The following is a 26665-nucleotide window of genomic DNA, read 5'->3' as shown; positions in this document are numbered from 1 at the left end:
CACCTTCATATTACAAGAGCACTCTGTTTTATCAGAGTGCTCTTATGTTTATTTTATTTGATTACTGTATACCCAGTATTCATTACCGCGGTGGTCCAGACTTGAAGCCGTGTAACGTTTATCACCAAACCAACCATCGTGTGTGTATCTATAATTTTGCTCCAAAGCTTTTTTAGCGCTTTTTAGCTCAGTCACATGATAACCTTTCACTTTTACATCTTGTGTAAACTCCTTGCTATAAGTCTGACCAATAGTAGCTGTCATAGAAGCTTGGGCAACAGCAGCAAAGTTATATGACATTTCTCCACTAATAGAAGCGGTCATGCTAGAAGTAGTTTTAAGAGTAATCGGAACGGTAGCACCCGTTCTGTTGTTGTAGCGATCCCAATCTGTTCCTGTATAATACGTTCTCTCAGAGACTTTTGTCCACGATCCGACACCTTGTGTACTTATTCCTCCACTTTTATCATGAATAGAGTCTGCAGATTTTTGAAATTCTTTTTCTTTTAGCTCAGCATAATTATCAGGAATAACTTCAATCCCATCTAAGTATGTAACTCCATTTACTGTCTTCTCATCTGGTGCTCTAAAATTACCTTCTTCTGCATAAACTGGACTAGCTAATACTGTAGAAACAATTAAGGATACCCCACATAACTTGATAAAATTATTTTTTTTCATCATTTCCTCCTTCTATTATTTAATGCTGTTACACCGTAACATTTGAAAGCAAAGAGTGTAAAGCAAGCAACCAAAAAGCTATATAATAACCAGGATAGAATTGGTCTCAGATCTACTACCTCTACTAAGTTTAGAATCAACGTCAATCTGATCTGGCTGTATGTGAAAATACACCATCCCCGTATGTAGATATGTTCCAATGGATCTCGTAATTCTGGTAATAGTAATATAGCACCATGCGTTAGCGAAGAACAGAGCATAGGATAGCTGTACATTGAAATAATAGTATGAACAAATCATTTCTCTCCTTGCGATAGAATGACTATGTACTGTATATCCTTAAACTGCTGATTATCCAAGTGATGGGGCTGCTGGTGCATCTTCAATATGTACCATTGCATTGTTCAAACAAACCGAATTGTTGATTATTTGCATGTATAAGAAAGTGTAAACGAACTGGTAAATCCCTGATAAATGTCAATTATAAAGTCTATTTCCAAGTTATAATCTCACACTTTTTTAACAAATGGATAATTTATACACTAAAGTAAAATATAAGTTGAAAAGACTGATGAATCAGTTATAATCAACTCGAAATCCCTTATTTCAAATCCATTACAAAGGAGACGATGCAATGAAGTTAACCTGTCTTGGCCTGAGGACACTTGTCCTGCTCCTGCTGTTCAGCTGGGTACCGTCCGTATTCAGTTATGCTGCCCCTGCCACCGGCGCATCCGGACTCGCCGAAGATGCTGCTTCACCTGTCAACCCACTATCGACCGGAGGAGGTGGCATGTGTTTCCCTTATTTGACTTCTGATTCGGTCAACCCAGCGACAACAACCGCAGATACCTACATAACACCGGATACCGCTGTTTCCGCAGCACCCTCCCCTACCACTCTGGCTCCCTATCCTGTCAACACCTCTGCAGCAACCGCCATCGAGCTGACACCAGGTGTACCGATCGAAGGTTATCTGCCCCCCGATGATCAGGATTGTGTCTGGTTCCAGGATGCCCTGTACTACAAGATCACCGTCACCAAGACCCAGAAGATCACTGCCCTGATGCTCGTCCCTCCGGGTCTGGATTACAGTATGTATCTGGAAGGCACTGCTTCTTTTCGGCATAAAGGGCCTTATGACCAGCTCAGCTATGTCGCCCAGCCGGGAACGTATTATCTGCGTGTCTCCGAAGGAGGTACCCGCGGCAGTCTCAGCCAGCCGTTCAATCTGAAGGTCATGCTGTCGGACAAATTCGATGATTACGAACGGTATTCCGATGACAGTTCGGCGACAGACGCCTATTATCAGGGAACTTCCGTTCAGACGATCGACAATCTGTATGATGAAGACTGGAAAATGTTCGGTCTGGATTATCCAGGCACGACTACCGTTCGTCTGGATAACCCTTCTTCCAAAGGTGTCTACAAAGTCGAGATCTGGGATTGGGACGAAAATGTCATCGCCACCGTGAAGCAAAATGAACCCAAAGCCCTGCGCCTGCCGGTCGATTCCTACTTTATTCGTGTATATGCGCCGACCAAATACGATCCTGATGTTCCCTACACGCTGACACTGGATACCAAGTATGATCCGCGACCGGTCTGCGGATGGGACGAAGAACGCCCATGGGAATGGGTATGTACCGGACCCTGATATGTCAATCTGTACGCAGCGATTGGAATAGACCTTTGTAGACTGTAAGGAGAACCCGTATTGCACCCTGTTGGTTGCAGTGCGGGTTTTCGAGCTTTTGCTGAGTCTAGCGATGGCATGGCGTCTAATTGATCAGGAATATAGAAAGAATAGTCGATATTCACCTGATTTTTTGCATATTTCAGACTCATACGTTATTATTTTTCTATCGACAAATTTGTATGTCTACAAAAGGAGGCTTTTGCAATTATGTGCCCCCGGACAAAAGAACAAAATGAGCTGATACGCCTGCAGCGCAGGGAACAGATTCTGGATGTCGCCGCACGCTCTTATTTCCGCACAGGTGGCAGCTTTGATATTCGTGACGTTGCTCGCGAAGCGGAGCTGGGTTATGGGACGGTGTACCATTATTATCCCAACCGTCATTTATTAATAGATGATCTGCTGAACAGCGGATTCGAGAAGTGCGAGAGCGTCCTGACCGAATGGACGAATGCCAATGGCGATTCCCCGGATGAACTTGTGCTGCTCGCCTATTGCAAAGCTCTGCTGCAGCTCTGGCAGTCGGATGCCCGTACGTATCTCGTCTACAAAATGGCGTCCGAACATTACACCGGCTTGACGGAGAAGGATCAGTACTCCGCCAGGAAAAGATTCATGAAACAACTATATATCCCTCTTCAATCGATCGCCGGGTGCGAAGATGACCGCATCGACCATATGCTGGCCATACTGGTCGGCTGCTGTGGACTGCATTATTACGACGGCAATACCAACCTGAATATCGATCGAATCGCAGAGCTGGCTATGCAAGCTATGACAAAGGAGTCCTGAAACGAACATGATCATCTTAAAAAGCAAACATGAAATCGAAGCTATCCGCAAGGCCTGCCAAGTGGTGGCCGAATGCCATCGTACGATCGCTCCAATCATCCAACCGGGCATTACCACAAATGAGATTGAGCGCATTTTTGAGGAAGTCATGCTAAAACATGGAGCCAAGCCTTACCAGAAGGGATATAAAGGTTATCCCTATGCGACCTGTGCCTCTGTGAATGATGTGATCGCGCACGGCTTTCCCGGTAAGCAGCCGCTGGTAGAAGGCGATATCGTGACGATCGACACCGTCGCCGAGCTGGATGGCTGGCTGGGTGATTCGGCATGGAGCTATACGGTCGGACAAGTCTCTCCAACAGCCGAAAAGCTGATGCGTGTCACCAAGGAATGCCTGGATCTCGGCATTGAACAGGCGAAGTCCGGCAATCGGCTGGGCGACATCACTAGCGTGATTCAGCAGCATGCGGAAAGTAACGGCTTTGGCGTTGTACGTGACCTGCTCGCCCACGGCATCGGCCGGGACCTGCACGAAGAGCCGACGTACATGCATGTCGGCAAGCCTGGCAAAGGCGTTCGTCTCAAAGAAGGCATGGTATTCACAATTGAGCCGATGATCACCGAAGGCACCTACCACATGACGATTGACTCCGACGGCTGGACAGCCCGAACTCTTGACCACAAACTCGCTGCCCAGTACGAGCATACGATTGCCATCACGGCGGAAGGTACAGAGATTCTGACTGCGCAGTGACTGTGAAATGGAAGAAATAGATAGGTAGCTGTTTTCGCAGCTGGATGCGTTTTTGTTGATTTTGTTGATATACTCTAACTAAAAATAACCCCCTCGCAATGTCCTTGCTGCATGGACATGACGAGGGGGTTATTTAGATAGTCCGGTTAATAGATGACTTATTTAGGGTAAACTTTTGTACCTTCCCAGGTGACGATTCCATTTTCAAACTTGTATTTCTCTGGATATGGAGCATTGATAATTGTTGTATTGGTAAAAGTCACATTTCCAACCTTGGCACTTCCCCATACACCTGCCGGAAATTTGGTCGCATTGCGGCTGGTATTGCCAGTGAAGGTAATATTGTCGATAACAATATCATTTGTATTTGCAGAATAACCTCCATATACGAGCATCTCTGCATGACCACCAGTTGGCTTTTGTGCTGTACTATCAAGTGTATTGTTGTTGACCGTCACGTTATTCACTGGCTGTGTTACATATTTATTTTCCTCGCCTGCTTCTGTCGCAATATAGATGCCTGCCATCTGTGTACGTTGGATGCTATTATTTTCAATTCGTATATCACGACCACCTACAACTGATATTCCTCTAGCGCCGGAATCGTATCCGACATCGTTGCCGAGTATACGAATATCATGAGTCGGCAGCAGATTGCCAGCTGCATCTACATTTTTGCCATAGCTGACTACAGCGATCGTATCATCTCCAACATGCTGTACACGGTTATTTTGTACAGTAATATTACTGCTGCCGTTGGTCATATGAATACCATCAGCCTGTGTATCCTGTACAGTGTTGTTGGTAATCGTACCTCCTGCCGAACGCAGAACGAAAATGCCTGCTGTACTGGCTTTATTCACCCACACATTATCAATGGTAAAGTTGGTAGCATTATCGACAGTAATGCTGTTTTTCTCATCCTTGCCATCACGCTTGCCCAGACTGGCATATTCATGCTTCAGATCCCGAATCGCCGGGCTAGTTCCTGTCAGATCAATAGAGCCGCGTTCGGGGTTGGTGGAAGTTAAGATCGATTTGTCTTTACCTGCACCTTTCAGCGTAACGCTGTTCACATTAATAATATCACTCAGCTGGAATGTTCCTGCAGGTACATATACATCCTTGCCCTGCGCACGAGCTGCTGCGATCGCAGCATTGACTGCCGCATAGTCATCTTTGCCGTCATTCGCTATCGCGCCAAATTCCACAATCGACAGACTGCGATCATCCGGCACCTCGGCTCCTGGAGTAAAGGCAATCGCCGGATTCCACAGGGTATGGTCAAAGCTGATCGAACCGACCCGGTTGACGATAAAATGAATGGCTGTTCCTTGTTGCACAGCAATCTTGGATACGCCGCTTGGTGTTACGCCGGTTGTGGATTGGACTTTCTGGCTCCACAGCGTGGTATCGTCCTTTTTGATCGTGGCGAGGATACCGTCTCCGTCAGCGCTTCCTTTCTCCACCGCTCCGGTGATCGTAATTGTGCCGTTCGCCGGGGCGATCCAGGTGCGAACGGAATCGGCATCATTGCCCGGGTGCTGTGCGCTGGCCGTGATCCATGGATAGGTGCCGCCGTTATCCCAACGGCTCGTTCCCGGCTGGTATGTAAGATTGCTGTAGGTTGTGCCGGATAATTTCTCATAGTGCCACTGGTTGGTGCCCTGGGTGGAGCTGTAACCGGCAGACGCCTGATAATTGACTACATCTGCTGCAGATACCAAGCCTGTCCCGGCAGTAACAGCCAGCCCCAACGATGCAATACTTACAGCGATCCGTTTTTTGTTCATTTGCAATTAAATTCCTCCTGTTTTCGTATTAGTTAATTATGTGAATTGTATGACCCTTCCATTATTAACCTTTTATAGGAGGTATAGAATCCGGCAAATGGAAATTTATTGTCCCTTCTGTGCAATATGAGCTGCCCATGAGCTGCGATGGAGCAAATAGCGGCAGATCCGTATTGGAAAATAAATACATAATCATGCCCTGCACCGCCTGGGTGGTATAGCCTTTGCCCCGGTGATCCTTGGAGATGGCGTACATGATTTCCCGGTTGGGCGACAGCAGTTCATCCTTGATGCCAGAGCAGCACCAGCCGATCAGTTCGCCTGTCTGCCGGGATATGATGGCTAGCCGGAGATACATATCCTTGATGTTTTCCCCTCTTTGCAAAGCATTCACAAATTGCCGGTTCCCCGGAATCTCATAGTTCAATAGCCAATCGGCACGCTGCTCTCGGGATACGTTCCAGCCTGGCAGATATTCATGGATTTCAGGCTGCCAGGTCAGGTTATGCAAATCGTCCAGATCCACCGCAGTAAATTCCCTCAGAATGATATCCTGCCCGTCTATGATCAGCAGATTTTCTTCGGGTATAGTCTTGTTATGGGTATTCATTGTATGCATTCTCCCCTTTTCATTAAGCGAAATACCAATATGACCGACTTATTGCCCTCCCTAGCTTCCTGCTGCTCAAGGCTGCTCGGGTGCAGCAGACGAATTCACCGTAATCTTCTCTTCCGGCTGAACGACTTGAATGGCACTCATGCCCGTATGCGCAGGATACGACGTCTCCATAGGTCCGCTCATATTGAGCACTACCTTCTGCCCGATCGGAATCCGGTCGGTATGGCTGACATTTCGCACACCTATCCAGGATGCATGAGGTGAAGCCTGTTCCAGAATCTGTTCAACCGTCTGCTGATCCATGAGCTGCGGATCGATATCCCAGACGAACAGCAGTGCACCACTGTCGGGATCGCGATCAATAATATAACCAGCGAATTGCCAGCTGCCCTCAAGTGAATCCTGCTGTTCTCTAGACAGTACTCCTCCCAGGGTGGGAGAATCGCTGCCAGATATGGAGCAGCCAGCGAGCAGCCACAGGCATAAGATTATGAATGCACGTATAGTAATATTCATATCCTGCTCTCCTCTTTTCCGGATACTTTCCGTCAAACTGGGGCATTCACAGTAAAATGATTCCATATTTAGTAAACGATGGATGACTGGATGATGTTGCATTTCTATTTTACTTTATGGATTTCAAAATCAATTGATTACTACGCGGTAAATTCCAACTTCTCAATGTATGTAGAAACCTGTTACACATTTCCTGACTATCGATTAAAGTTCTGCGGCTTGTATACCCCAGCCTCTTTATATACAGGTGGAATTACAAATTCTCCTTCTTGATCTATAAATCTGTAATTATTATTCTGTTTCATTAAATACAAATTAGCATTCATAGTTTACTCACCTCTTAAATGATGAGGCCCAGATTTGTCATACCAATCTTTAGGCCATTTATTGGCTTTGGTCGATAAAAGATTATATACCGTATCAATATTCTTTCCTGGCAATTCTCCACTCTATATGTCTCAAATGCTTTCATTTGTGGATCGTTAACAGCGCGTGTCTGAGGAATAATATTCAACGGGCTGTCCTCTACTGCATTATCTAACGCACCCTCATTAACCGACTTGATATGTCCTCGCTCTGTTCCTTTAGGTACTTTTGCTCTCCTGTAACCCGAGCCACATTTAACTTTTGTTTCTACTGTCCAGCTCATACCTGTTGTCTTACCAAATTCATCGATCCATACCGATGTAGTAAGAACACCTTTACTATCGAGTACATCAATTTTATACTTGGCTTTTCTATCTCTTAATTTTTTGATTTACTCAGTGTCTTGGATACTTTTTATAGTTACTTGTCCATAATCTCTGTCTACCTGCATCGCCCATATGTTCCGTACGACCGCTCCTCACTAAATCTTAATCTTTATGTTTATGTAGGCTATAAGTGAACAGTATTATAGCTACAACTATAAAAAGACGAAGAGACTACAGTAAACAAACTATAGTTTCTTCATCCTTTGATTTTTTTAGTTATATGCAAGTCACTTTTTTTATTGTCTAGTCAGGAACTTAATACTATTAACCAACTGCTTTTTAGCTTTCTTATCACCTTTAAAGTACAAAAGTATTGGAGTAGTTGAAGATACACCTATTAAGAAAATATATGCCAACCAGCATACTTATTTGACCGCCTGCTGTTTTGATTGTATGGATATTTCTTTCTCTGCTTCCTCGCTCATTTCCAGTCCGGTAATTTTCTCGGCCAGAATCTTGCCTGCGTTGGCAAGGGTCGCCATTTTCAGTGAGAAATTGGACAGCATCTCCTGCTGTGAACCGGCGCTTTCACGTAGAGTACGCGCTTCCTGGCAAGCCAGCTCCATCGTATAGCGGGAAGCGGCTTCCTGTTCATCGCAGAAATGATTATAGATTTCGCCCAGCGTATGAATCTCCAGCTGGCTGTCGATCATCGTCTGTATGGTAGCGATCGGCAGGACCGGCTTGAGATTGCAGATTATGATCAGGTAAGCGATATGGGTGCGGGAATACCTCTTCTTCACAGTAGGCGGGATGACTTTCTGTTTGACATAATTATTGATCATGGATGGAGTGATCAGCTTGCTGCCGGTATCCCCTGGAAACTGATGGAACTGCCCTTCCAGCAGTGCGACCATCTGATCCATATACAATTCAATCCGGGGCAGCTGCTCCCAGCGGGGAAAGCGGTACTCAGTTTTGGCTTCGCCCCAGTCTCTTAATTCATCCAGAAGCGGATACTGCATCACAGGTCGGTTCATCAAGATTCTCCTCCTTTTCCGGTTCATTTATCGATATTATTGTTATATATTTAGTAAAGTTCACCGCTTCGTCACCACTTCAATAAATAACCCATCTTTTGTTATAGCGCCGAACTTTTCTTTCTATTATAACGGATATATTGTATTTCTGTAACCCGATATGCTTTTTATCTGCACATGACAAGTTTGTAATCATCCTTACATATGGTTATAATAACTATATGACAAAGTTTCACACTACATATGTATTTTTTGCAATAACATCTTGCTCGCTATTGCAGAACATATGCTCACAATCTTTGGAAAAGAGCGGCTAGCTGAGCTGGTTTTCAGGGAATTGTTGAATCTTCCATAAGAAAGTAGTGATTTATTATGAGAACAATCGCCTGGGTAACTGATAGCACCGCAATGATCGATCCTGTATTTGCAAGCGAGAATAATATTTATATTGTACCTCTTTGCCTGATCGCCGGTGATGAAGTATATCGTGAGAATATCGATATTACCGCCGAGCAATTTTATGAGAAAATGCGTGTACATGACCGTGTAGGCAGCTCCCAGCCGCCGATCGGAGAATTTATAGAGCTCTATGAACAGATCAAGGACAAGTATGACGATATTATCGTGATCCACTGCTCTTCCGAGTTGAGCGGAACGTACAATTCCTCTCTCCAGGCAGCCGAGATAGCCGAAGTCAGCGTAATCGGCATCGACTCCAAAGTCGGTGCATTCCCGCTGCGTGAAATGGTGATGCAGGGTATCGAGATGCAGCGTCAGGGCAAAACCGCTCTGGAGATCAAGGAACTGATCGATGGCATGATTCAGGAAATGTCCTTTTACATGATTCCGGCCAGCCTGAGCCAGCTGCACCGCAGCGGCCGGGTATCCGGTACTCAGCTGATGATCAGTCAGCTGCTGTCGATCCATCTGCTGCTGCGCTTTGAAGAAGGCAAAGTCATCGTCGAGGACAAAATCCGCACGATGAAAAAAGCCAAGCTGCGCCTGCTGGATATTCTGAAAAAGGATGTCGAGCATATCCGCGACGTATGCATTATGCATGCCAACAATATGGAAGGCGCTTTTAAGCTTAAGGAAGAGATCGCCCATATGGCTCCTCGCCTGCAGATTGAGATTGCTTCCTTTATCCCGGTAGCCGGTATTCACGCAGGTGAAGGTACACTGGCACTGGCATGGATCAAAAACAACTGGAGCGCGATTAATCGAAGCGCCCTGTCTGCCACTGCACATACAACAGCTTGATCGGGGATAATCCGGTACTTATCTGCGCAGCGAGTATCCGTAATGAAGAGTATTTTCATTAGATCCGTACTTCCGAGCAGTCATTAGACAATGTAAAAGGCTTCCGCCGCATCAGGGCGGAAGCCTTTTTTCTGTTTTTATAAAACGTTCTGCCCTGCTCTCTTCGTCTATACTATATAGATATCCAAAAGGGGGAAAGATCGTGACTGTATCCAAAGCAGACACCGAGCTGCACGGTCTAACCGCAGATTATGCCTGCGAAGAAGAACGATTCTACCAGACGGTGCTGTCTCACCGAAATCAGCTTCATCAGATTGCCTACAGCTATCTGCGCAATAACGACGATGCCCTCGAAGCGATCCAGGAAGCAACCTACCGGGCATGGAAAAAACGCAAAACTCTCAAAAATCCGGCAGCTTTCAAGCCATGGATGATTCGTATCTTGATCTACATATGTATTGATGAGCAGCGGCGCCGCAAAAAGATCTCTCCGATGCCAGAGCAGATGCCGGAACCGTCCATCCATATGGATCATCGCCGGATGCAGATGCTGGCGCTGCTGGAGAAGATCAAGCCCAAGTACCGGCATATTCTGCTGCTCCGTTATTACAATGATATGACCGTACCCGAGATCGCCCGTATTCTGGACAAACCGGAAGGCACGATCAAAACCTGGCAGCACCAAGCACTCAAGCAGCTGCGCAAATTTATGGACAAACAGGAGGATTGGTATGATGAAGCATGATGTGGAAAAGGCATTACAGCACGATGCGGAGCAGATGCGCGCTGAGCAGCCTCCTATAGGAGACTTCGAGCAGATCCGGGCGATTCGTGCAGGCATGCAGCAGCCTGCCAGACGCGTGAATGTGGTGGGCAGACTCTTTAAGAGAGGCTGGCCGCGTGTATTGATGAGTACAATATCTGTCATGATTATTGTTGCCATATTGGCGGGAGTAAATCACTGGAGTCCATTGTTATCAAAAACAGCAGCTTTATTGGAAGAAGAACAACAATCAGATGATAACTGGGGAGATCTGGAACCATTTCGAAAGCTGTCAGTTTATATGAATATCTATGATTCACTCAATTCAGCTGTCCAAAACAATTATATTCAGCGAATGAACACATCGGTTACACAAAATGGGCTCACTTTCACTCTGCATGCCGTAACCGCAGACCGGCAGAAAATTGTCTATTTCTTCACGATTGAGAGTGAAAAAGATCTAATTGTTATGCGCCCCACTATCTCCCGTTTTATTAGTACAGATAACCGTAATGTCATTAGTGAAGGCAGTAGCATGTGGGGAGGTGCTTTTCCGGAAAACCCCAGATTGTATAAAGGTATGGGTATGATTCAACTGGAAGAAGGACAAGCATTCCCTTACAAAATGATTGGACGTTTTCAACTGCAAACCACAAAAGTAGATTTTTTGAACAATCCGAGCATCGTCGTGGATGATAGCGATATAGATACTTTACCTATAGTCAAAATACCTTTTGATTTGGCTCCACAGTTCAGCCTTCGGGAAGCCCAGACTTATTATCCAAAAGATATGATCTACAAATGGAGCAAAGGGAGCTTAAAAGTAACCAAAGTAGAATTATCGCCATTGACTACTAAAATCAATATAGTGCTTGATCCAGCAGCTGTTCCATCAGATCCATATCCAACCTTCCCGAACATTTATTTATTGTCGCAAAAAGGAGAAAAGATTAAACGTATTGATAATCGCTCTGGCGGAAGTTGGGGAGGCAAAACAGATGATGGCAGCTTCGAAGCAGGATATGAATTTGGTAGTGACCTGCTATCTCAACCTGAAGCATTACAAATCGTGCTGGCAGATGGACAGACACATACATTGAAGCTCCGCTAAGCTAATATCTAAAGGTTTGCTTACTACCAATTGATGCAACTGCACAGAGCGCAGGAAAGGAAATAAGAGCAAATTAGCGTTTGGCTTATGAAACGCGAGGTTCAATGAAAAGTGATTTTTATGAAGCAAAATATCTTACTACTTTAAGCATAGAGATCCTCATTTTCTATTACAATTAAAGGATCTCCATGCTTAATCGGAGTACGTGCTCTTATTTCTTTCTGAAGTGGATGCTGCTGTCTCCCTATATTAGGGGGGGGTACATGCAAGGTTCGTTCTACACCCGATCTATCAGCACAAAAAAAGGCGGATACCCTGGAGGTACCGCCCTTTTATTTTACATACTATCATGATACCGCCACGACTCAGCAGCCAACTTCATTTGTTGATCCTATCGTCGTGCCTGACGCTGCTCAAAAAACTCGCATTCCTGCCTGCCATAATACTTCATATCACTAATATCCGCCTGAACCACAATCCGATTCTCATCAAAACGCACAATCTTCACCGAGGATTCGATCAAATCATCCCCACGGAAAATGCGCAGAACCGACTGCCGATCCATCGCATCCTGAAAATCTTCATCGTTCTCCAGTCTGATCTGATACGCCATATTCATCCTCCTGTTCCATGCTGAACACTCCTATGAATCATAGCATATTTCCTGTTGCCAGGGTAACTGCTGGTCCTGCCCGCTATCTCCGTTCTTATATTCCCACTCGACTACTCATACCCGGCTCAACCGGTATAATGCCGCTCCATGCGGCGCCAGCTTCACTTCGATCTCTCCCTGTACTACGCCGGCATCCGAGCGCTCCCACAGATTGCGCAGCTGCACCGCTCCATCAATATTAAGCTGCTCCAGCGTCACGCGCACCACAGCATCCTCGTCCCCTGCATTGAACAGCGCCACATAACGATCCTCGCTGCCATCCTGCTCGGCTGTCCACACAATACGGTCCTGCTCATCACGGAACACCTGACGGGCATTGCGGCTGCTGCGGTTCGCCTGCAGCACTTCATTATTGGTGAGCAGCGACAAGGTCCATGCATCATTATCCCGCAGCTCCCCGCCGAACATGAGCGGTGAACGGAAAATGGACCAGAGCGTCATCATCGTCAGCTGCTCATCACGGGTAAACCGGGTCCAGCGATCACTGCCGCCGCCATCGACCGAGCGGATACCGATATGACCGAGCGGCAGCATATCACAGTCCGGCCACCGGCCTTCGGCGACATATGGCGCCCATTTCTCACAGCGTTCGAACATGGCATGCAGCAGCGGCCATAGATCCCAGAAGTCATCCGTCACCCGCCACATATTCGCATTGGCTGCGAACTGCTCATGATATTCCAGCGGTGCCGGGCCGGGAGACAGACTGAGCACCATCGGGCGACCGCAACGGTCAATCGCCCGGCGGATCAGCTGCATTTCCGGCAGATGGGTATCGTACAACCGGGAAGCGGCGATATCATCGACTTTGACAAAATCAACGCCCCACTCCGCATACAACTCAAACAGTGAATCATAATATTCCTGTGCGCCTTCTCGTGAGGCATCCACCCCGTACATATCCGTATTCCACGGACAGATCGAGTTGGGATGGGCGATCTGGCGGGCGGTAACAGTTGTTCCCTTGATCGGCGTATCCTGGTGTACCGCCTGTCTAGGAATGCCTCGCATTATATGTATGCCAAACCGCAGCCCCAGGCTGTGCACATAATCGGCCAGCGGCTTGAATCCCTGACCTCCGGCTGCAGATGGGAAACGGTTCACTGCCGGAATCAGCCGCGAATATTCATCCATCTCCAGCGGCACAAATGAGCGATACGCGGAAGATACCGCTCCCGGCTCGTACCACTGAATATCCACCACTACATACTCCCAGCCAAATGCCTGCAAATGCTCTGCCATGTACTCCGCATTGCCGCGTACTTCCTCTTCCCGTACAGCGGCTCCGTAACAGTCCCAGCTGTTCCAGCCGAGCGGCGGATAAGGTGCCCATTGATGATGCATCGATACACACTCCATTTCATCAGATAATTGCTTGCCTATTCTCCCTGATGATAACGCTTACTATAATCAAATTCAATTTAAAGATTACATTTATATAAATTAATTCATAATTTTATACTTGATAGGCGTAATGATTATCTAATATATAGCCATTTATATCCAATTTTCCTTGTATTATTACTAACTCAATTAATTACAATTTTATATATACATTTTTGAAAAAATAAGTCGATATATAGAGAGACTATGATACAGCACACTATATTTTGCAGTTGGAGCGTGAATTAATGAGATTTAATATTCAATCAAAGCTTTTATCTGGTTTTATCGTTGTTGTCCTGCTTCTTGCCCTCATGGGATTGATATCCACAATGGGCATTAATAATCTGGGAACCCAGCTCAAACAATTAAATACCAAATCCATGCCGAGCGTGACCCTGCTGGGTACGATGAATGGTGATACATCCGATATTGAACGTCTGGTACTCAATATCCTTTTTGAGACTGATCCATCCAAGTTAAAAGATCTTAATAATTCCTACAATTCAATCCTGGAAAAAATAGCCAACGAACGCACAGAGTATGAAAAATTGATCCGGACGGATCAGGAAAGACAAATGTATGAGCAATTCACAACCAATTACGATAAATATGTTGCTTTACTGCCTCAGTTGATCGAAGCCGGCCTTAACAATCAACTGCAGACTTCTCACGATTTGCATACGGAAGCCTATCCATTTTGGCATGCCGCCAATGATGCGATCACTCAGCTGATTGCGCTGGAGAATCAGCAATCGACGACGCTGACCGCTGAATCGGTAGATCTGTCAACGTCCACTTCCCGCAATATCTTTATCCTGACAATTGTATCTGTTATTCTGGCACTCGCTATCGCCATATTCATCGCCCGCCTGATCTCCCGCCCGGTCAAATCACTGCAATCCGCAGCTGAGCAAATCGCAAACGGCGACCTGTCCGGTGAAGCGATCGTGATCCGGAACCGCGATGAGATTGGTCTGCTCGCTGATTCCTTTAACAAAATGGCTACCAATCTGCGTAATCTGATCGAGTCGGTGGCTTCCACTTCCGAGATCATCGCGGCTTCTTCCGAACAGCTGACTGCCAGCAGTGAACAGAACACCCAGGCGTCTCGCCAGATTGCCGCGACGACACAGGAAGTGGCTGAAGGTACGACACGTCAGGTCGATCTGACCGCCAAATCCGCCCAAGCCATGCAGGAAATGTCCATCGGTGTCGAGCAAATTGCCATCCGTGCCCAGACAGTCTCCTCGTCCGCGACCGAAGCAGCTGCCAAATCGGCTGATGGCGACGCGGCGATCCGTGATGCTGTCGCCCAGATGGATTCGATCCAGAATTCCATGACTTCCCTGGCTCATGTCGTACAGGAACTGGGTGAACGTTCCCAGACGATTGGTAATATTACCGACGTAATCACAGGTATCTCTTCCCAGACCAATCTGCTCGCACTGAACGCAGCCATTGAAGCGGCACGTGCCGGCGATGCAGGACGCGGCTTTGCCGTAGTGGCTGATGAAGTGCGCAAGCTGGCCGAACAATCCGCCGAATCCGCGCGCCAGATTACCGAGCTGGTTAATTCGATCCAGAGAGAGACCTATCGTGCTATCCAGGCGGTCGATGTGAACACCCAGGAGGTTCGCAAAGGTATCCAGTCCGTATCGCTCGCAGGTCATGCTTTCCAGGATATCCTGGCAGCTGTTAATCAGGTGGCTGGGGATATCGAAGATGTTTCTGCAGGTGCCGAGCAAATGTCGGCCAGTACGGAAGAGATTGTGCGCTTCTCCAAAGAGATCTCCGAGATTACCGAAGAGACCGCTTCTGGGACGATGAATGTATCTGCCGCTACCGAACAGCAGCTGGCTTCGATGGAAGAAATTGCGACTTCTTCCGCTTCACTCTCCAATACAGCTGAACAGCTGCAGACCCAAATTAACGAATTTAAAATATAATGTAACCTTTTAAGGTTCCCATGCGTCCTATCTTCTGTGCACCTGCAGCAGCTAGGGCGCTTTTACATAACAAACGACATGAAATTGGCATAACATTACCAGAAATAGCTGGAACTACAGACACAGAACGAGGTAAAATTAGAATGCAATCCATAACAAATGATGCTGCTCAATCCTATACAGCAGATGAATTCAGACGAACAGGAGGACTGGTAGCATGACTGACCATGATAAACGAATATTGCCAGCGGAGACAGATGCTATGCGTATAACACAGCCTTCTGTTCAACCGCCGATGGCAGCTGCCAACGATTCCCCGCCCATACAGCAGACCGACCCGGCTGATTCGGAAGCATCCAGGAAATGGTGGGATGCCCGACTGCTGGTCGTCGTTATCGCGACAGCGATCGTCATGCTGATTCTGCTGACGACGACATGGCTGAGACCTGTATCGGATCTTCAGGCTAATGCGCCGAGCTGGGGAGAATTGGAACCTTTCCGGGTCTATCAGACCGATGATGTGCATAATCAGAGCCTGGTCTCCGCCATGGATCATAATTATATTCAGATGGTAAACAAGACAGCTGAACAGGAAGGCTACAAACTCACCGTCAATGCTGTAACCGCCGATGAGAATCGGCTGATTATTCTCTATACAGCAGAGACCGACGATACTCGTCAGATTCCACATGTGAACAGCGTCAAGCTGCTCAATATAGCTACCGGCAAGCCGATCAATGCTTCCAGGGTGCGTATGAATGGTACCAACGGAAATGAGAACCGGCAGCAGTATTTTGGCACAGCGACGATGCGTCTGGATCATCGCCAGAATTTCCCGAGAGAGATCGCAGCCCAGTTCCGGATCATGTCCGTCACGCCGGATTCGGCAGCGGAACCCGGCCGAATCCGTTATTCTCCTACACTGCTCGTACATTTCTCGCTGGCTCCCCAGTTCCGTACTCAGGAAACCGAGATCATTTATCCAAATCAGTCCATTCACTGGCACAATCACACTGTATGGCTAACGAGGGTTGAACTGTCTCCGCTGGAGATGCGGGTACGTTTTACCGCTGATTCGGATATGGATATGGAACATGCCAAGCTGAACGGCGTATGGCTCAGTCCACGTGGCGTTATTTCTCAAAAGGACGGCCGGACGATCACTCTTCAGCCGCTGGGCAGCCGAGTGGTGAGCCGTGATCCATATACGTTTGAGCATGTATATTACAGCAACCTGCTGGATGAACCGGATTCACTGGAAGTCGTTGTCAAACCTCTCGGAACATCCGGTTATGAAGATACACAGATTATCCGGATCAAATGATTCGCCATTTACCCACTACTGACTGTTTCATCCTGACACAAACACAGCAAAAAGCGCATCAGATCACCAGATGCGCTTTTTGCTGTGCCACGCTAATGGTTGCTTCTATCCCGGAATTGAACTCCAGGTAATCACTTTCCACCCCATCGCTGAAAATAACCCCATTCTCCGGCATCTGGGATACAATTCAAAGCGGCTGATTGTTGTCAATCCGGCCGAATACCAGCTCGGCCATCGTCTGCTTCAGCGCTTGGTGATACATGCGATCCTCCTGCACATAATCATCGAAATCTGCTCCCAGCCGCTCGATATAGAACTGTGCCTGTTGAATGGTATTGTAACGAACAATCAGTTCCTGCAGCCGGGGGCGGCGCTTCACGAGGATAATTTTGTTTTCGCATTTGTTAATAATATTTTGTTAATATGATTTTGAAATAAGGATAGCACGAATGAATGTTACTGTTTTGGATAAAGGAGATGATGCTGGGGTTATTCAATGTGCTAATTGGATGTGAAAAGGATGCCTGCATGCTGATTTGCAATGGTATACTGTGAATACAGAAAGAGCAGAAGAAAATGGCACAAAAAGGAGTGATGATGATGACGCTTTTGCAACCGCTCCAGCCTCCAGAGATTCAGCAGGGACTGCTGCACCCAGGATACTTTTATCAGGAATACAGGCCTGCAATACCGCTCCGGCAGGTGATTGCCTGTTATTGGAGCTCCTACGCTGCCCCTTGTGCTGCTTCTCTGGAGCACCGTGTTATTCCTGATGGCTGTATCGATATTATTTTTGATCTGATGGCGGAACAGGTGATGGGGAGTGCTTTTATTTCCCGGCTGATGTGCAGGTATGAGATTATGCCTATTGATCAGCCGATGCACTGTTTTGGTGTGCGAATGTATGCGGGTGAGGCAATGCGGATCCTGGGTCTTCCGGCAGGCTCACTGTACGGCTGCAAAGTCACGCTGCAGAATCTATACGGTTCGGCAGCAGATTCCATTACCGAGCAAATAATCTGCGCGGAGAATATGACAGCCCGCATCTCTCTGCTTGACCACTGGTTGTGCAGAAAATTGGAGCAGCAGGTTACAGTGCCTGCTTCCCTTTTCACCACAGCGCTGCAGTATATTCATAGTGAGCGCGGGAATATTACACTGCCCGGGCTGGCCGACGAGCTTCATTACAGTGAACGTACGATTCGTCGGCTTTTCCAGCAGCAGCTGGGCATCTCTCCCAAGGAGATCTCAGGCATTATCCGTTTCCAGTCCCTGCTGTACAGTTGGCAGCGGCAGTCTGCATTCCCTCTTAGTATGTCACGATATCGGTTCAGCGATCTGGCGGCGGCTCATGGATATTATGACCAGTCTCATCTGAATCGTGCGTTCAAGCAGTATTATGGACTCGCACCCGGTCAGGTTATACAATCGTCAGGCAATCGTGCGGAAACTTTGGAATAATCCAACTAAATGTTGCTGCCGACTACTGGCTGCCAGATTTCTTTCACGTGTTACGGTTACCAGCTATTATGGCCGTTTTTTACAAGCTATTTGCAATACATATGATTATGCTAAAAGAGACTCTTCCTACTCACCTGCTCCTTCAGAACACAACAACCACGCGTGAAGTCCAGACCTGAAGGTTATGGGGGATGGGCCGGGCCTGACTGACAGCACGCAGCTCTAGGACCAGCAAAGTGATTGGAGAAAACAGATGTAGACTATTGATGCCAAAGGGGATATAACGATGAAACTGTCCATGAAATATATAATCCTGTATGTAAATGATTTTGAGCAATCGATGCGTTTTTACCGGGATATTCTTGGTCTACCGATCAAAATGGAAGCCGGCACCTATGTGGAATTCGATACCGGTGCGACTACACTCTCGATCAATACACGCGAATCCGTCAATGAACTGCTGGATCTTGGATTGACGGCGGATGTGCCGGCGGCCAGTTCGTTTGAGGTAGGGTTTGTGGTGGAGGATGTGTCTGCAGTGATTGAGGAACTGCGCAGTCAGGATGTTCCGGTGATCCGTGAACCGGTGACCAAGCCGTGGGGACAGACTGTCGCGTATGTGACCGATCCGGACGGGCACTTTATCGAAATCTGCACGGCTGTTGGCTGAGCAATAATTTCTGGCCCAGCGCTATGGAAGACTGCTGCCGCAGTAATAGGGCCTTTCGCAGCCATGCTCATGCCTGCTTCTACTCTGCCAATAAATACTAGTGTATCTATCTCTAGCCTATCGGATATCCGGTAGGCTATTTTCTTTGTATAGGATAGTTGGAAATTAATACCTGATTCGTTTTTGCATATTTGTGTATATTAACAATGAGATGGAAGCCCACTTGCTTACTTATTTTCGGAACTCTTGCAAAATGGGTATACTGCATATATCCCATTGCCATGCTAAATTGGTAATTTTAGCTATATGAGCCTATGGAACTAAATAACACGAGCCTTTACACATAATTTGTATTGCTATATCCCTACTTAGATAGTATTATAGGCCTATGAACACATAGACCTAGTTATCCTGCCATTATCCTATAATTATTCCCATATAATCAATGATGAGAAGAGGTGATCCGTATGACTTTGATGGTAGATTATTGCCCGCGCTGCGGTACTGTTTATCAGAAAAATTTTCGTAAAATGTGTAACGGATGTAGTAATGAGCTGGATTCGACAATGAAACGGTGTATGGATCATCTCTGGAGATATCCAAACAGTACTACTGAAGAATTAAGCCAGGCTGCCAAGGTAGAGATAAATGAACTGTACCAGTTCATCAAGGAAGGCAAGTTCTCTTTCACTTATCCGAAGCTTACTTTCCCTTGCGAATGCTGCCGTCAGCCGATCCGTCAGGGACGAATCTGCAGCAGCTGTACCGGTTCGTTCAAAGAAGCCTTCCCTGTACCTGCTATAAGCGCACCGGATGCACGCACTTTCGATACACGTACAAGTCACAAGACACTATTCACGTCCAGAGGAACAACCAGACGTCGGTGAACAGATAACCGATTACGAAGATGCATGATAGATAGACATGAGACTTCGCACTCTTACAAACCATATATGCTCGCAGATAATAACGGATAAATGCAACTTACCATTTGTAATTATAAAGGGACCAGTACCTCTTTGGAGGATACTGGTCCCTTTTTTTCATAGAGGTTTACTCTTCGTACAGGATTACTCTTGGTATATGCTTCTTTGAACCGACCTTGTCATTCATGAACCTGATGAAAAGGTTACTGCTTCACGCCTGCGGTTTGCAGTGCTTTGCTGTACTCGGTCGTCAGGAACTGGGTCAGCTGATCGGCTCCGGCCGCCTTGAAAGCTGCGATCGCCTCCTGCTTGTTGGCGGCAAAATCTTCATCTGATTTGGACAGGATCATCGTCGCTGCTGTACGTGCAGCCAGTTCCTTGAGCTGGGTCTCCAGCTTGAGCAGATCATCATTCAGTACCGGCAGTACAACCGTATTCTCCTGAATAATCTCCTCGGCTGTCATATTTTGCAGTGGAGTATTCTCATCCTGCAGCTTGCCCTCCTGCACCAGCTTGGATACCACTTCTCCCGGATAGGACGCACCATAGTGCTTGCTGAAATCCTTTTCCAGTGTGGTGGAACTTGCGGCCATTGATTCTTCGGTAGAGAACAGATTGACCGGTGTCTTGGTCTTCGGATCGATGACACTGCCTCCGAGACCGATCAGATTCTGATCCAGCGCAATACCGGTACGTTCCCAGGCATCGCCGCCATTGACTTTCATATCGATGGTCTCCTTGGTCAGCTGCGGTTTACCATTTTCCATATTCCAGTGCTTCCCTTCGATTCCACTGTAGAGCGTACGGGCGCCTTCATAGGAATGAATATAATTGAGAAACTCCATCGCTTTCTCGGGATATTTGGAGCTTTTGGAGATGGCATAGCTCTTGTCTGCCCAGCCTACCGGGCGGACACCACCGCTCCATGCCTGCTTGCCTACCGGCAGAACCATATAGCCTTTGCCATCTTTGGCGTACTTGGCATTAAAGTCACCCATCGCCCAGGTGGCTGGTCCGAGAACAAACTGACCAGCTGTCGCTTTGGCCATGTAATCGTTGTTTTTCATCGTCAATGCATCGGGGTCCAGCAGACCCATCCGATACGCCTGATTATAAAAGTCCATTGCGACCCAATAGTTGGAATTCTCGTCGGTCAGTACATTGATCAGACGATGCTCACCCATCGGTTTGGCGAACAGATCAGAGCTGCCAATCGCACTCTGCTGGGTAATCCAGGTAAATGGAATGATATACGGCCACAGTCCCCAGTCCTGCCACATGGATACACCATAGATTTTTTTGCCCTCTTCGGTGGCAGGATGCTTGGTGGAGATCTGCTGCAGCACATTCAGCAGGTCATCGGTACTATTAATGGGCGGAGTGCCGATTTCCTTGTAATAGTCCCAGCGCATAGTCGGTCCGATCGTAAGGTTCGGGTAGATCGGGCTGGGGTCAGCCTGGATCTGCGGCGGCAGGAAATAGAGCTTGTTCTGCCCTTCGCTCCAGTTGGATCGACTGTAATCGACTACGGTCGGGATCGTCTCCTGGATATCCTTGCCGTACTTGTCCAGCAGATCATCCATCGGGATAATCAGCTTGCCGTCAATCAGCTGCTTGCCATACTGCGTAGGGTCAGCCCGGACGATATCCGGCAGATCGCCGCCGGCCAGCAATACATTCATTTTATTGGCATCGGCTTCAACGTATTCGATCTTCACGCCGACTTTCTTTTCGATTTCTTTGGCGATATCGCTGTCCGGGTACGTATTCCAGTTGGTTCCCGTCTCATTGACCAGCACGCGCAGAGTAACGATACCGTTCTGGTCTGCGGTGCCTGCCTCGCTGGTACTGCCAGTCGTGTTCTCTGCTCCACCCGAACAAGCTGTAAGCGTTATCACAAAGGAAAGTAAAAGTGCGGCTGCCGATCTGGTTTTGCCTCTTTTTCTCATCATACAACCTCCTGTTATTGTTATCTTACCTGCCTGAAGATAGCTGCGCCAGTGTAAGGATCAGCCTTTGACGGCGCCCATCATGATTCCTTTGACAAAGAAACGCTGCAGCATCGGGTAAACAATGACAATCGGCAGCGTAACCAGCATCGTAATGGTCATCTGGATCGACTGCGGTGTCATCGTCCGCACTTCTGCCGAGTTGGTCAATTCGGCTGCACTCATGCTGGAGATACTATTGGACTGGTTGAGAAAGTTGTACAGCACCAGCTGCAGTGTCTGCAGATTCGGATTCTCCACCAGAAAGAAATTATCAAACCAGGTGTTCCACTGTCCCAGCGCAGCAAATACGGCAATCGTCGCAATAATCGGCGTGGATAACGGAAAGATCACCCGGGTAAAGATCGTAAAGTAACCTGCACCGTCTATCTTGGCGGATTCCTCCAGCGCAGGCGGCAGCTGCTCGATAAACGTCTTGATGAGAATAATATTGAATCCGCTGATCGCGCTTGGCAGCACGTATAACAGAAAGTTATTTTGCAAACCATAGGCTTTCATCGTCAGATACCAGGGGATGAATCCGGCATTAAAGTACATCGTGATCAGCACGAAGCGGTAGATCAACTTGCGCATAGGCATCTCCCGCTTCGTGATCAGATAGGCAAAAAACGAGCAGCAGACCACTGTCAACAAGGTACCGATAATCGTACGCAGTACCGAGACAAGTGCTGCTTCCTGCAGACCGCTCAGCTGCAGCGTCGCCCGGTAGCTCTCCAGCGAGAATCCGGCTGGCCACAGAAACACACCGCTCTGCGCCTGAAATGAATCACTAATCGAATAGATGAAAATATAATAAAACGGGTAAATCGTGATAATCAGCAGGATCGTAAGCAGCGTATAATTCACTGCGTTGAAGGCCATATCCGGCCAATTGATGGGTTTACGGGTACGTATCCCGGCAGTCTTTTCCATAGCTGTTCCTTCCTTTCCGGCTTTAAGAGAGTACTTCCATGTATACTGCATGCCGTTCATGAATGACAGTGTACGTGGCAGAATCAGCGGTAGAGTGATAAAGGCTGTTAAATGATACTCTCGCCTCTGACCCTTTTGGACAGGCTGTTGATCATGAAGAGCAGGATAATGCTGATGACGGACTTGAACATGCCGACAGCCGTCGAATACGGATAGTCATTGGTTACGAGACCGAGGCGGTACACATACAGGTCGAGCACTTCAATTTTGTCGGCAACCATAATATTATTGAACACCAGATACTGTTCGAATCCGGCAGACAGCAGATTGCTTACAGCGAGCAGCAGCAGCACGATAAAGGTAGGCATAATGTTCGGTATTGTAATATGCACAATACTGTGGAACCGTCCGGCGCCGTCGATTTTGGCGGCATCATACTGTTCTCCATCGATGCCGACGATCGCTGCCAGATAGATGATTGCATTCCAGCCGATCGTTTTCCAGATCAACAGCAGGGTCTGGACGAGCCAGACATGTTCGGGATTACCGAGTACATTGAGCGGTGTATCGCTCAGTCCGAGCCGGGCGATGATCGTATTGATCGCCCCCTCCGAGCTGAACATGCTAAAGGCCAGCGAGAAGACGATAATCCAGCTGATATAGTTGGGCAATGTAGTCGTTGTCTGAATGAGCCTTTTGAAAAAGCCATTGCGCACTTCCGAGATCATGATCGCCAGCACCAGCGGCAGTGGAGCGGCCAGGATCGACAGCAGGCTCAGCGCCAGTGTATTGATCATAACCCTCAGCATGTCCCGGTCATGCAGCATCTCGCGAAAATGCTCCATCCCGACAAAAGCCGTCTGACTGAGCGGAATCCCCGGCCTGTAATCGAAAAAGGCATACGCCCAGCCAAATAGCGGCACATAGCTGAAAGCGATTACAAAAATAATGAACGGCAGGGTCATCAGCAATAATTTGATTCCGTCTGCATGAATTTTCCGCTTCTTCGTTTGCGCAACTTCTCCTTTTTTATACGTAATCTCCACAGCGGAACCTCCTTTGTTCTTCTTGCCACGGACCTCGGCAGGTCATGATCGGACTTGATTGTGAGTCAGTTGTCATGTCCTTATATTAATATGCAAGGGGAGGGCGCTAAATGAACAATCTGTAAAAAAAGCTGAACAATCTACAGATGGCGGGCTGAATCGGCTGGGGAGTTGAACGATCTACAGATATGGTTGAACAAAAGAAGCTGATTGTATTATGGGAACTGATGTGGATGGGCAGCAGCCGCTGCGAGGATGGTTATTATGTAATTAAAGACGCACAGCATTTGAGCTATTTCACCATACTGCGGAGCAGCTAATGGGGATATAAAAAAGCACCCTCTATGTTCATTAGCTTAACCGGGTAGGTGGCTAATAGGCATATGAAGGGTGCTTTTCAGCAGTTGGTTGTTCATTTGGCAGATTAATGGCTTATTGGTCTACTTATTTTCCTGTGATCATTAAGATTGATCTTGAAACTCTCTTGCGATCAAGTGCGAGAAGCCGGAGTTGTACCGGCGATCAGGGCCTGTATCTGTTCGAGGTAGGCTTCCTGCAGGCGGCGGGTGATCGGGCCGGGGGTGCCGGTGCCGACTGGGTGGCCGTCGATGGTGATCACTGGAGCAGCTTCCATCGTGGTGCTGGTAATCATCGCTTCATCGGCTGCCATCAGTTCTTCACGAGTGAACCGGCGCTCCACGTACGGGATCTGCAGATCCGCGGCGATGCGTTCGATGACTTTTTTGGTGATGCCGCTCAGGATCAGCGGGCCGTCGGGATGGGTATAGATCGTGCCATCCTTGACGATCAGCAGATTGGATGAGCTGCCCTCGGTCACCGTATTGCCCGCGCGGATCAGAATTGCTTCGGTCGCTCCGGCTTCGACGGCTTCCTGCTTGGCGAGCGTATTGGGCAGCAGATTCAGCGATTTGATATTGCAGCGCAGCCAGCGTACGTCTTCACAGGTGATCGTCGCGATACCGTTCTCGATCGCATCAACCGGACGTGTCAGCGGTTCGCAGTAGCCGAGCATAACTGCCTGGCTGCTGGCCGGAAAGGCGTGTGCTCTCTTCGCTTCACCACGGGTGAGCTGCAGATAGAGCATGCCGTCCTGTCGACCGAATGTGTCTTTCAGCTGATCCAGCTGGGCAGACAGTTCCTCCCGGCTCCAGGGGATCCGGATTTTGATCTCGGCCAGACTGTTATACAGACGATCCAGATGAGCTTCCTTTTCAAACAGATGTCCCTGGTAAATGCGGAACACCTCATAGATTCCATCACCGAAATAATAACCGCGGTCCCGGTAGGAGACCTGTACGTCTTCTTCGTTAACGAGCTTGCCATTCCAGAGCAGCATGATCCAACCTCCCATGAGCATATGTGACAGAGCAGCTATACAGAGCCTGTCGGTCCTGTATGCATCTTACCACGTCTGAAATGAAAGAGTAAATCCGGCTGCCGTCTTACAGAACCGATTCACCTTACGAGTCAACCGGCGATGCGGTATGCCGGGCGTAGAGCGTAAGATAATCAGTAAGCGCTCCAGCCGCCATCCGCGACAAGCACCGTTCCGTTGATAAAGCTGGCATCGTCCGAAGCGAGGAACAGTGCTGCAGCAGCGACTTCTTCGGGTTCGCCGAGTTTGGGATTCAGTCCCATGCCCAGCATGGCTTTCTGCTGACCAAAAGCATTCGGTTCGGTCATACTGGCACTGATATTGGTCTTGACCGCTCCCGGAGCGATGGCATTGCAGCGAATGCCGAGCGTCGCATACTGGAAGCCTACATTGCGCGTGAATCCGACCACTGCATGCTTGGAAGCGGTATAGGCCGCTCCTGCGCGGGAGCCGTTAAGTCCGCCGTTGGAAGCGATATTGATGATGACGCCGCTGCCTTTTTCCTTGAAGATCGGCAGTACTTTGCGGGTAGCCCGCATCACACTCGTCGTATTGATATCGAATATGCGTGCCCACAGTTCATCGGTCAGATCTTCTGCCGGAACAAAGTTATCCATGATCCCGGCATTATTGACCAGAATATCGACTGTCCCATATGTGCTGACTGCCGTATCGATCATGTTCTGGATATCCTGCTCCTGGGTCACATCGACTTTGAGTGCAATGGCAGTACCTCCCGCCGCCTCGATCTCATCTACGGTGAGCTGGGCGGTATCCTGGCGCAGATCGGATACGATCACTTTGGCACCTTCCCTGGCAAATAACAATGCGGATGACCTGCCCATGCCTGAGGCAGCCCCTGTAATAACAGCAACTTTATTTTCCAATCTCATAATGGTTCCCTCCACAGTCGTTTTGGATGGATATACTCAATCGATATAAATAAACAAATGATGACTAAACAACATCCTTATGAATATGATACAAACACATCGATACAGGCTCAATCAGTAAAAAGACGCTTTCCTGTCGGATAAGCAACAGATCGGCGCCATTTTGTTGACTGTAATATTTTTGGTGAATACATCGTTTTGAAAGGAGTCTATCATTATGGACCGCTGCATACACAGACGCCAGGCAGCCCAGCTCCATCGATCCCGAGCTGTTCGCCAGCTATCAGGCGTATGCGATCTGGG

At 47.8% G+C, this 26665-nt stretch carries 25 protein-coding genes; 11 read left to right on the top strand and 14 right to left on the bottom strand.

Going from position 1 to position 26665, the window contains the following annotated elements; genetic code table 11:
- Window positions 1-48: 48 nt before the first annotated feature.
- Complete coding sequence (locus M1D61_RS09435; protein ID WP_152663627.1) at window positions 49-684, bottom strand: hypothetical protein; 636 nt, start codon at window positions 682-684, stop codon at window positions 49-51.
- 631 nt (window positions 685-1315) lie between these two features.
- On the opposite strand from M1D61_RS09435, the gene M1D61_RS09430 reads away from it, so the two are divergent.
- The 3 genes from M1D61_RS09430 (at window position 1316) to map (ending at window position 3926) form a co-directional block, all read left to right on the top strand.
- On the top strand, window positions 1316-2338 hold the full coding sequence (locus M1D61_RS09430; protein WP_458122107.1) for a hypothetical protein: 1023 nt from the start codon (window positions 1316-1318) through the stop codon (window positions 2336-2338).
- 249 nt (window positions 2339-2587) lie between these two features.
- On the top strand, window positions 2588-3172 hold the full coding sequence (locus M1D61_RS09425) for a TetR/AcrR family transcriptional regulator (protein WP_458122106.1): 585 nt from the start codon (window positions 2588-2590) through the stop codon (window positions 3170-3172).
- 7 nt (window positions 3173-3179) lie between these two features.
- A complete protein-coding gene (gene map, locus M1D61_RS09420; RefSeq protein WP_458122105.1) occupies window positions 3180-3926 on the top strand; it encodes a type I methionyl aminopeptidase in 747 nt (248 codons plus the stop codon).
- Window positions 3927-4084: 158 nt separating this feature from the next.
- On the opposite strand, the gene M1D61_RS09415 is transcribed toward map, so the two are convergent.
- From M1D61_RS09415 to M1D61_RS09395, 5 genes are all read right to left on the bottom strand, one after another.
- The gene (locus M1D61_RS09415) at window positions 4085-5719 is read right to left on the bottom strand and encodes a right-handed parallel beta-helix repeat-containing protein (protein WP_458122461.1); all 1635 of its coding nucleotides are present in this window, start codon (window positions 5717-5719) and stop codon (window positions 4085-4087) included.
- A 64-nt stretch (window positions 5720-5783) separates the two neighbouring features.
- Window positions 5784-6329, bottom strand: a complete 546-nt coding sequence (locus tag M1D61_RS09410) for a GNAT family N-acetyltransferase (protein WP_458122104.1) — start codon at window positions 6327-6329, stop codon at window positions 5784-5786.
- Between the two features lie 75 nt (window positions 6330-6404).
- A complete protein-coding gene (locus M1D61_RS09405) occupies window positions 6405-6854 on the bottom strand; it encodes a DUF3221 domain-containing protein (RefSeq protein ID WP_458122103.1) in 450 nt (149 codons plus the stop codon).
- Between the two features lie 197 nt (window positions 6855-7051).
- Window positions 7052-7159 carry a WG repeat-containing protein gene (locus tag M1D61_RS09400; protein ID WP_458122460.1) on the bottom strand — a complete coding sequence of 36 codons (108 nt, stop codon included), beginning with the start codon at window positions 7157-7159 and terminating at the stop codon, window positions 7052-7054.
- Window positions 7160-7971: 812 nt separating this feature from the next.
- Entirely contained in the window at window positions 7972-8586 is a 615-nt protein-coding gene (locus M1D61_RS09395) for a DUF1836 domain-containing protein (protein ID WP_458122102.1), read from the bottom strand.
- Window positions 8587-8958: 372 nt separating this feature from the next.
- Between M1D61_RS09395 and M1D61_RS09390 the strand changes: the two genes are divergently transcribed.
- From M1D61_RS09390 to M1D61_RS09380, 3 genes are all read left to right on the top strand, one after another.
- On the top strand, window positions 8959-9846 hold the full coding sequence (locus M1D61_RS09390) for a DegV family protein (protein ID WP_458122101.1): 888 nt from the start codon (window positions 8959-8961) through the stop codon (window positions 9844-9846).
- 202 nt (window positions 9847-10048) lie between these two features.
- On the top strand, window positions 10049-10591 hold the full coding sequence (locus M1D61_RS09385) for a sigma-70 family RNA polymerase sigma factor (RefSeq protein WP_458122100.1): 543 nt from the start codon (window positions 10049-10051) through the stop codon (window positions 10589-10591).
- Window positions 10578-11720: a DUF4179 domain-containing protein gene (locus M1D61_RS09380; RefSeq protein WP_458122099.1), complete on the top strand. Its 1143-nt coding sequence runs from the start codon at window positions 10578-10580 to the stop codon at window positions 11718-11720. The genes M1D61_RS09385 and M1D61_RS09380 overlap by 14 nt, the downstream gene beginning before the upstream one ends.
- Before the next feature lie 391 nt (window positions 11721-12111).
- Here the strand turns inward: M1D61_RS09380 and M1D61_RS09375 are convergent, their stop codons facing one another.
- A complete protein-coding gene (locus M1D61_RS09375) occupies window positions 12112-12333 on the bottom strand; it encodes a hypothetical protein (protein WP_458122098.1) in 222 nt (73 codons plus the stop codon).
- A gap of 114 nt (window positions 12334-12447) precedes the next feature.
- Window positions 12448-13737 carry a glycoside hydrolase family 27 protein gene (locus M1D61_RS09370; protein ID WP_458122097.1) on the bottom strand — a complete coding sequence of 430 codons (1290 nt, stop codon included), beginning with the start codon at window positions 13735-13737 and terminating at the stop codon, window positions 12448-12450.
- Window positions 13738-14024: 287 nt separating this feature from the next.
- Here M1D61_RS09370 and M1D61_RS09365 point away from each other — a divergent pair, with 287 nt between their 5' ends.
- Window positions 14025-15725, top strand: coding sequence for a methyl-accepting chemotaxis protein (locus M1D61_RS09365; RefSeq protein ID WP_458122096.1), 1701 nt, complete (start codon window positions 14025-14027; stop codon window positions 15723-15725).
- A 217-nt stretch (window positions 15726-15942) separates the two neighbouring features.
- Window positions 15943-17049 carry a DUF4179 domain-containing protein gene (locus M1D61_RS09360; protein WP_458122095.1) on the top strand — a complete coding sequence of 369 codons (1107 nt, stop codon included), beginning with the start codon at window positions 15943-15945 and terminating at the stop codon, window positions 17047-17049.
- A 187-nt stretch (window positions 17050-17236) separates the two neighbouring features.
- On the opposite strand, the gene M1D61_RS09355 is transcribed toward M1D61_RS09360, so the two are convergent.
- Complete coding sequence (locus M1D61_RS09355; protein WP_458122094.1) at window positions 17237-17428, bottom strand: hypothetical protein; 192 nt, start codon at window positions 17426-17428, stop codon at window positions 17237-17239.
- A 197-nt stretch (window positions 17429-17625) separates the two neighbouring features.
- On the opposite strand from M1D61_RS09355, the gene M1D61_RS09350 reads away from it, so the two are divergent.
- From M1D61_RS09350 to M1D61_RS09340, 3 genes are all read left to right on the top strand, one after another.
- Window positions 17626-18510: a DUF6597 domain-containing transcriptional factor gene (locus M1D61_RS09350; protein ID WP_458122093.1), complete on the top strand. Its 885-nt coding sequence runs from the start codon at window positions 17626-17628 to the stop codon at window positions 18508-18510.
- A gap of 286 nt (window positions 18511-18796) precedes the next feature.
- The gene (locus tag M1D61_RS09345; RefSeq protein ID WP_458122092.1) at window positions 18797-19180 is read left to right on the top strand and encodes a VOC family protein; all 384 of its coding nucleotides are present in this window, start codon (window positions 18797-18799) and stop codon (window positions 19178-19180) included.
- Window positions 19181-19746: 566 nt separating this feature from the next.
- Entirely contained in the window at window positions 19747-20067 is a 321-nt protein-coding gene (locus tag M1D61_RS09340) for a hypothetical protein (RefSeq protein ID WP_458122091.1), read from the top strand.
- 242 nt (window positions 20068-20309) lie between these two features.
- Here the strand turns inward: M1D61_RS09340 and M1D61_RS09335 are convergent, their stop codons facing one another.
- The 5 genes from M1D61_RS09335 to M1D61_RS09315 form a co-directional block, all read right to left on the bottom strand.
- The gene (locus M1D61_RS09335; protein WP_458122090.1) at window positions 20310-22058 is read right to left on the bottom strand and encodes an extracellular solute-binding protein; all 1749 of its coding nucleotides are present in this window, start codon (window positions 22056-22058) and stop codon (window positions 20310-20312) included.
- A gap of 57 nt (window positions 22059-22115) precedes the next feature.
- Window positions 22116-23027, bottom strand: a complete 912-nt coding sequence (locus tag M1D61_RS09330) for a carbohydrate ABC transporter permease (protein WP_458122089.1) — start codon at window positions 23025-23027, stop codon at window positions 22116-22118.
- Between the two features lie 107 nt (window positions 23028-23134).
- A complete protein-coding gene (locus M1D61_RS09325) occupies window positions 23135-24073 on the bottom strand; it encodes an ABC transporter permease subunit (protein WP_458122088.1) in 939 nt (312 codons plus the stop codon).
- Between the two features lie 490 nt (window positions 24074-24563).
- Window positions 24564-25430 (bottom strand): D-amino-acid transaminase, encoded by an 867-nt coding sequence (gene dat, locus M1D61_RS09320; RefSeq protein ID WP_458122087.1) that lies wholly within the window; start codon window positions 25428-25430, stop codon window positions 24564-24566.
- Between the two features lie 173 nt (window positions 25431-25603).
- A complete protein-coding gene (locus M1D61_RS09315; RefSeq protein WP_046215122.1) occupies window positions 25604-26362 on the bottom strand; it encodes an SDR family oxidoreductase in 759 nt (252 codons plus the stop codon).
- Between the last annotated feature and the right edge of the window lie 303 nt (window positions 26363-26665).

The organism is Paenibacillus sp. Z6-24, from assembly GCF_054161335.1.
The sequence above is the reverse complement of the archived record's forward strand: the minus strand, read 5'-3'. Positions and strand labels throughout refer to the sequence as shown.

Excerpts from the sequence above, each read along its gene's own strand:
- M1D61_RS09345 (WP_458122092.1), top strand. The coding sequence starts at position 18,797 with ATGAAACTGTCCATGAAATATATAATCCTGTATGTAAATGATTTTGAG.
- M1D61_RS09435 (WP_152663627.1), bottom strand. The coding sequence starts at position 684 with ATGATGAAAAAAAATAATTTTATCAAGTTATGTGGGGTATCCTTAATT.
- M1D61_RS09395 (WP_458122102.1), bottom strand. The coding sequence starts at position 8,586 with ATGAACCGACCTGTGATGCAGTATCCGCTTCTGGATGAATTAAGAGAC.
- M1D61_RS09390 (WP_458122101.1), top strand. The coding sequence starts at position 8,959 with ATGAGAACAATCGCCTGGGTAACTGATAGCACCGCAATGATCGATCCT.
- M1D61_RS09335 (WP_458122090.1), bottom strand. The coding sequence starts at position 22,058 with ATGATGAGAAAAAGAGGCAAAACCAGATCGGCAGCCGCACTTTTACTT.
- M1D61_RS09330 (WP_458122089.1), bottom strand. The coding sequence starts at position 23,027 with ATGGAAAAGACTGCCGGGATACGTACCCGTAAACCCATCAATTGGCCG.
- M1D61_RS09415 (WP_458122461.1), bottom strand. The coding sequence starts at position 5,719 with ATGAACAAAAAACGGATCGCTGTAAGTATTGCATCGTTGGGGCTGGCT.
- M1D61_RS09340 (WP_458122091.1), top strand. The coding sequence starts at position 19,747 with ATGAAACGGTGTATGGATCATCTCTGGAGATATCCAAACAGTACTACT.
- M1D61_RS09380 (WP_458122099.1), top strand. The coding sequence starts at position 10,578 with ATGATGAAGCATGATGTGGAAAAGGCATTACAGCACGATGCGGAGCAG.
- M1D61_RS09425 (WP_458122106.1), top strand. The coding sequence starts at position 2,588 with ATGTGCCCCCGGACAAAAGAACAAAATGAGCTGATACGCCTGCAGCGC.
- M1D61_RS09400 (WP_458122460.1), bottom strand. The coding sequence starts at position 7,159 with ATGAAACAGAATAATAATTACAGATTTATAGATCAAGAAGGAGAATTT.
- M1D61_RS09405 (WP_458122103.1), bottom strand. The coding sequence starts at position 6,854 with ATGAATATTACTATACGTGCATTCATAATCTTATGCCTGTGGCTGCTC.
- M1D61_RS09375 (WP_458122098.1), bottom strand. The coding sequence starts at position 12,333 with ATGGCGTATCAGATCAGACTGGAGAACGATGAAGATTTTCAGGATGCG.
- M1D61_RS09350 (WP_458122093.1), top strand. The coding sequence starts at position 17,626 with ATGGCACAAAAAGGAGTGATGATGATGACGCTTTTGCAACCGCTCCAG.
- M1D61_RS09370 (WP_458122097.1), bottom strand. The coding sequence starts at position 13,737 with ATGCATCATCAATGGGCACCTTATCCGCCGCTCGGCTGGAACAGCTGG.
- map (WP_458122105.1), top strand. The coding sequence starts at position 3,180 with ATGATCATCTTAAAAAGCAAACATGAAATCGAAGCTATCCGCAAGGCC.
- M1D61_RS09430 (WP_458122107.1), top strand. The coding sequence starts at position 1,316 with ATGAAGTTAACCTGTCTTGGCCTGAGGACACTTGTCCTGCTCCTGCTG.
- M1D61_RS09410 (WP_458122104.1), bottom strand. The coding sequence starts at position 6,329 with ATGAATACCCATAACAAGACTATACCCGAAGAAAATCTGCTGATCATA.
- M1D61_RS09315 (WP_046215122.1), bottom strand. The coding sequence starts at position 26,362 with ATGAGATTGGAAAATAAAGTTGCTGTTATTACAGGGGCTGCCTCAGGC.
- dat (WP_458122087.1), bottom strand. The coding sequence starts at position 25,430 with ATGCTGCTCTGGAATGGCAAGCTCGTTAACGAAGAAGACGTACAGGTC.
- M1D61_RS09365 (WP_458122096.1), top strand. The coding sequence starts at position 14,025 with ATGAGATTTAATATTCAATCAAAGCTTTTATCTGGTTTTATCGTTGTT.
- M1D61_RS09360 (WP_458122095.1), top strand. The coding sequence starts at position 15,943 with ATGACTGACCATGATAAACGAATATTGCCAGCGGAGACAGATGCTATG.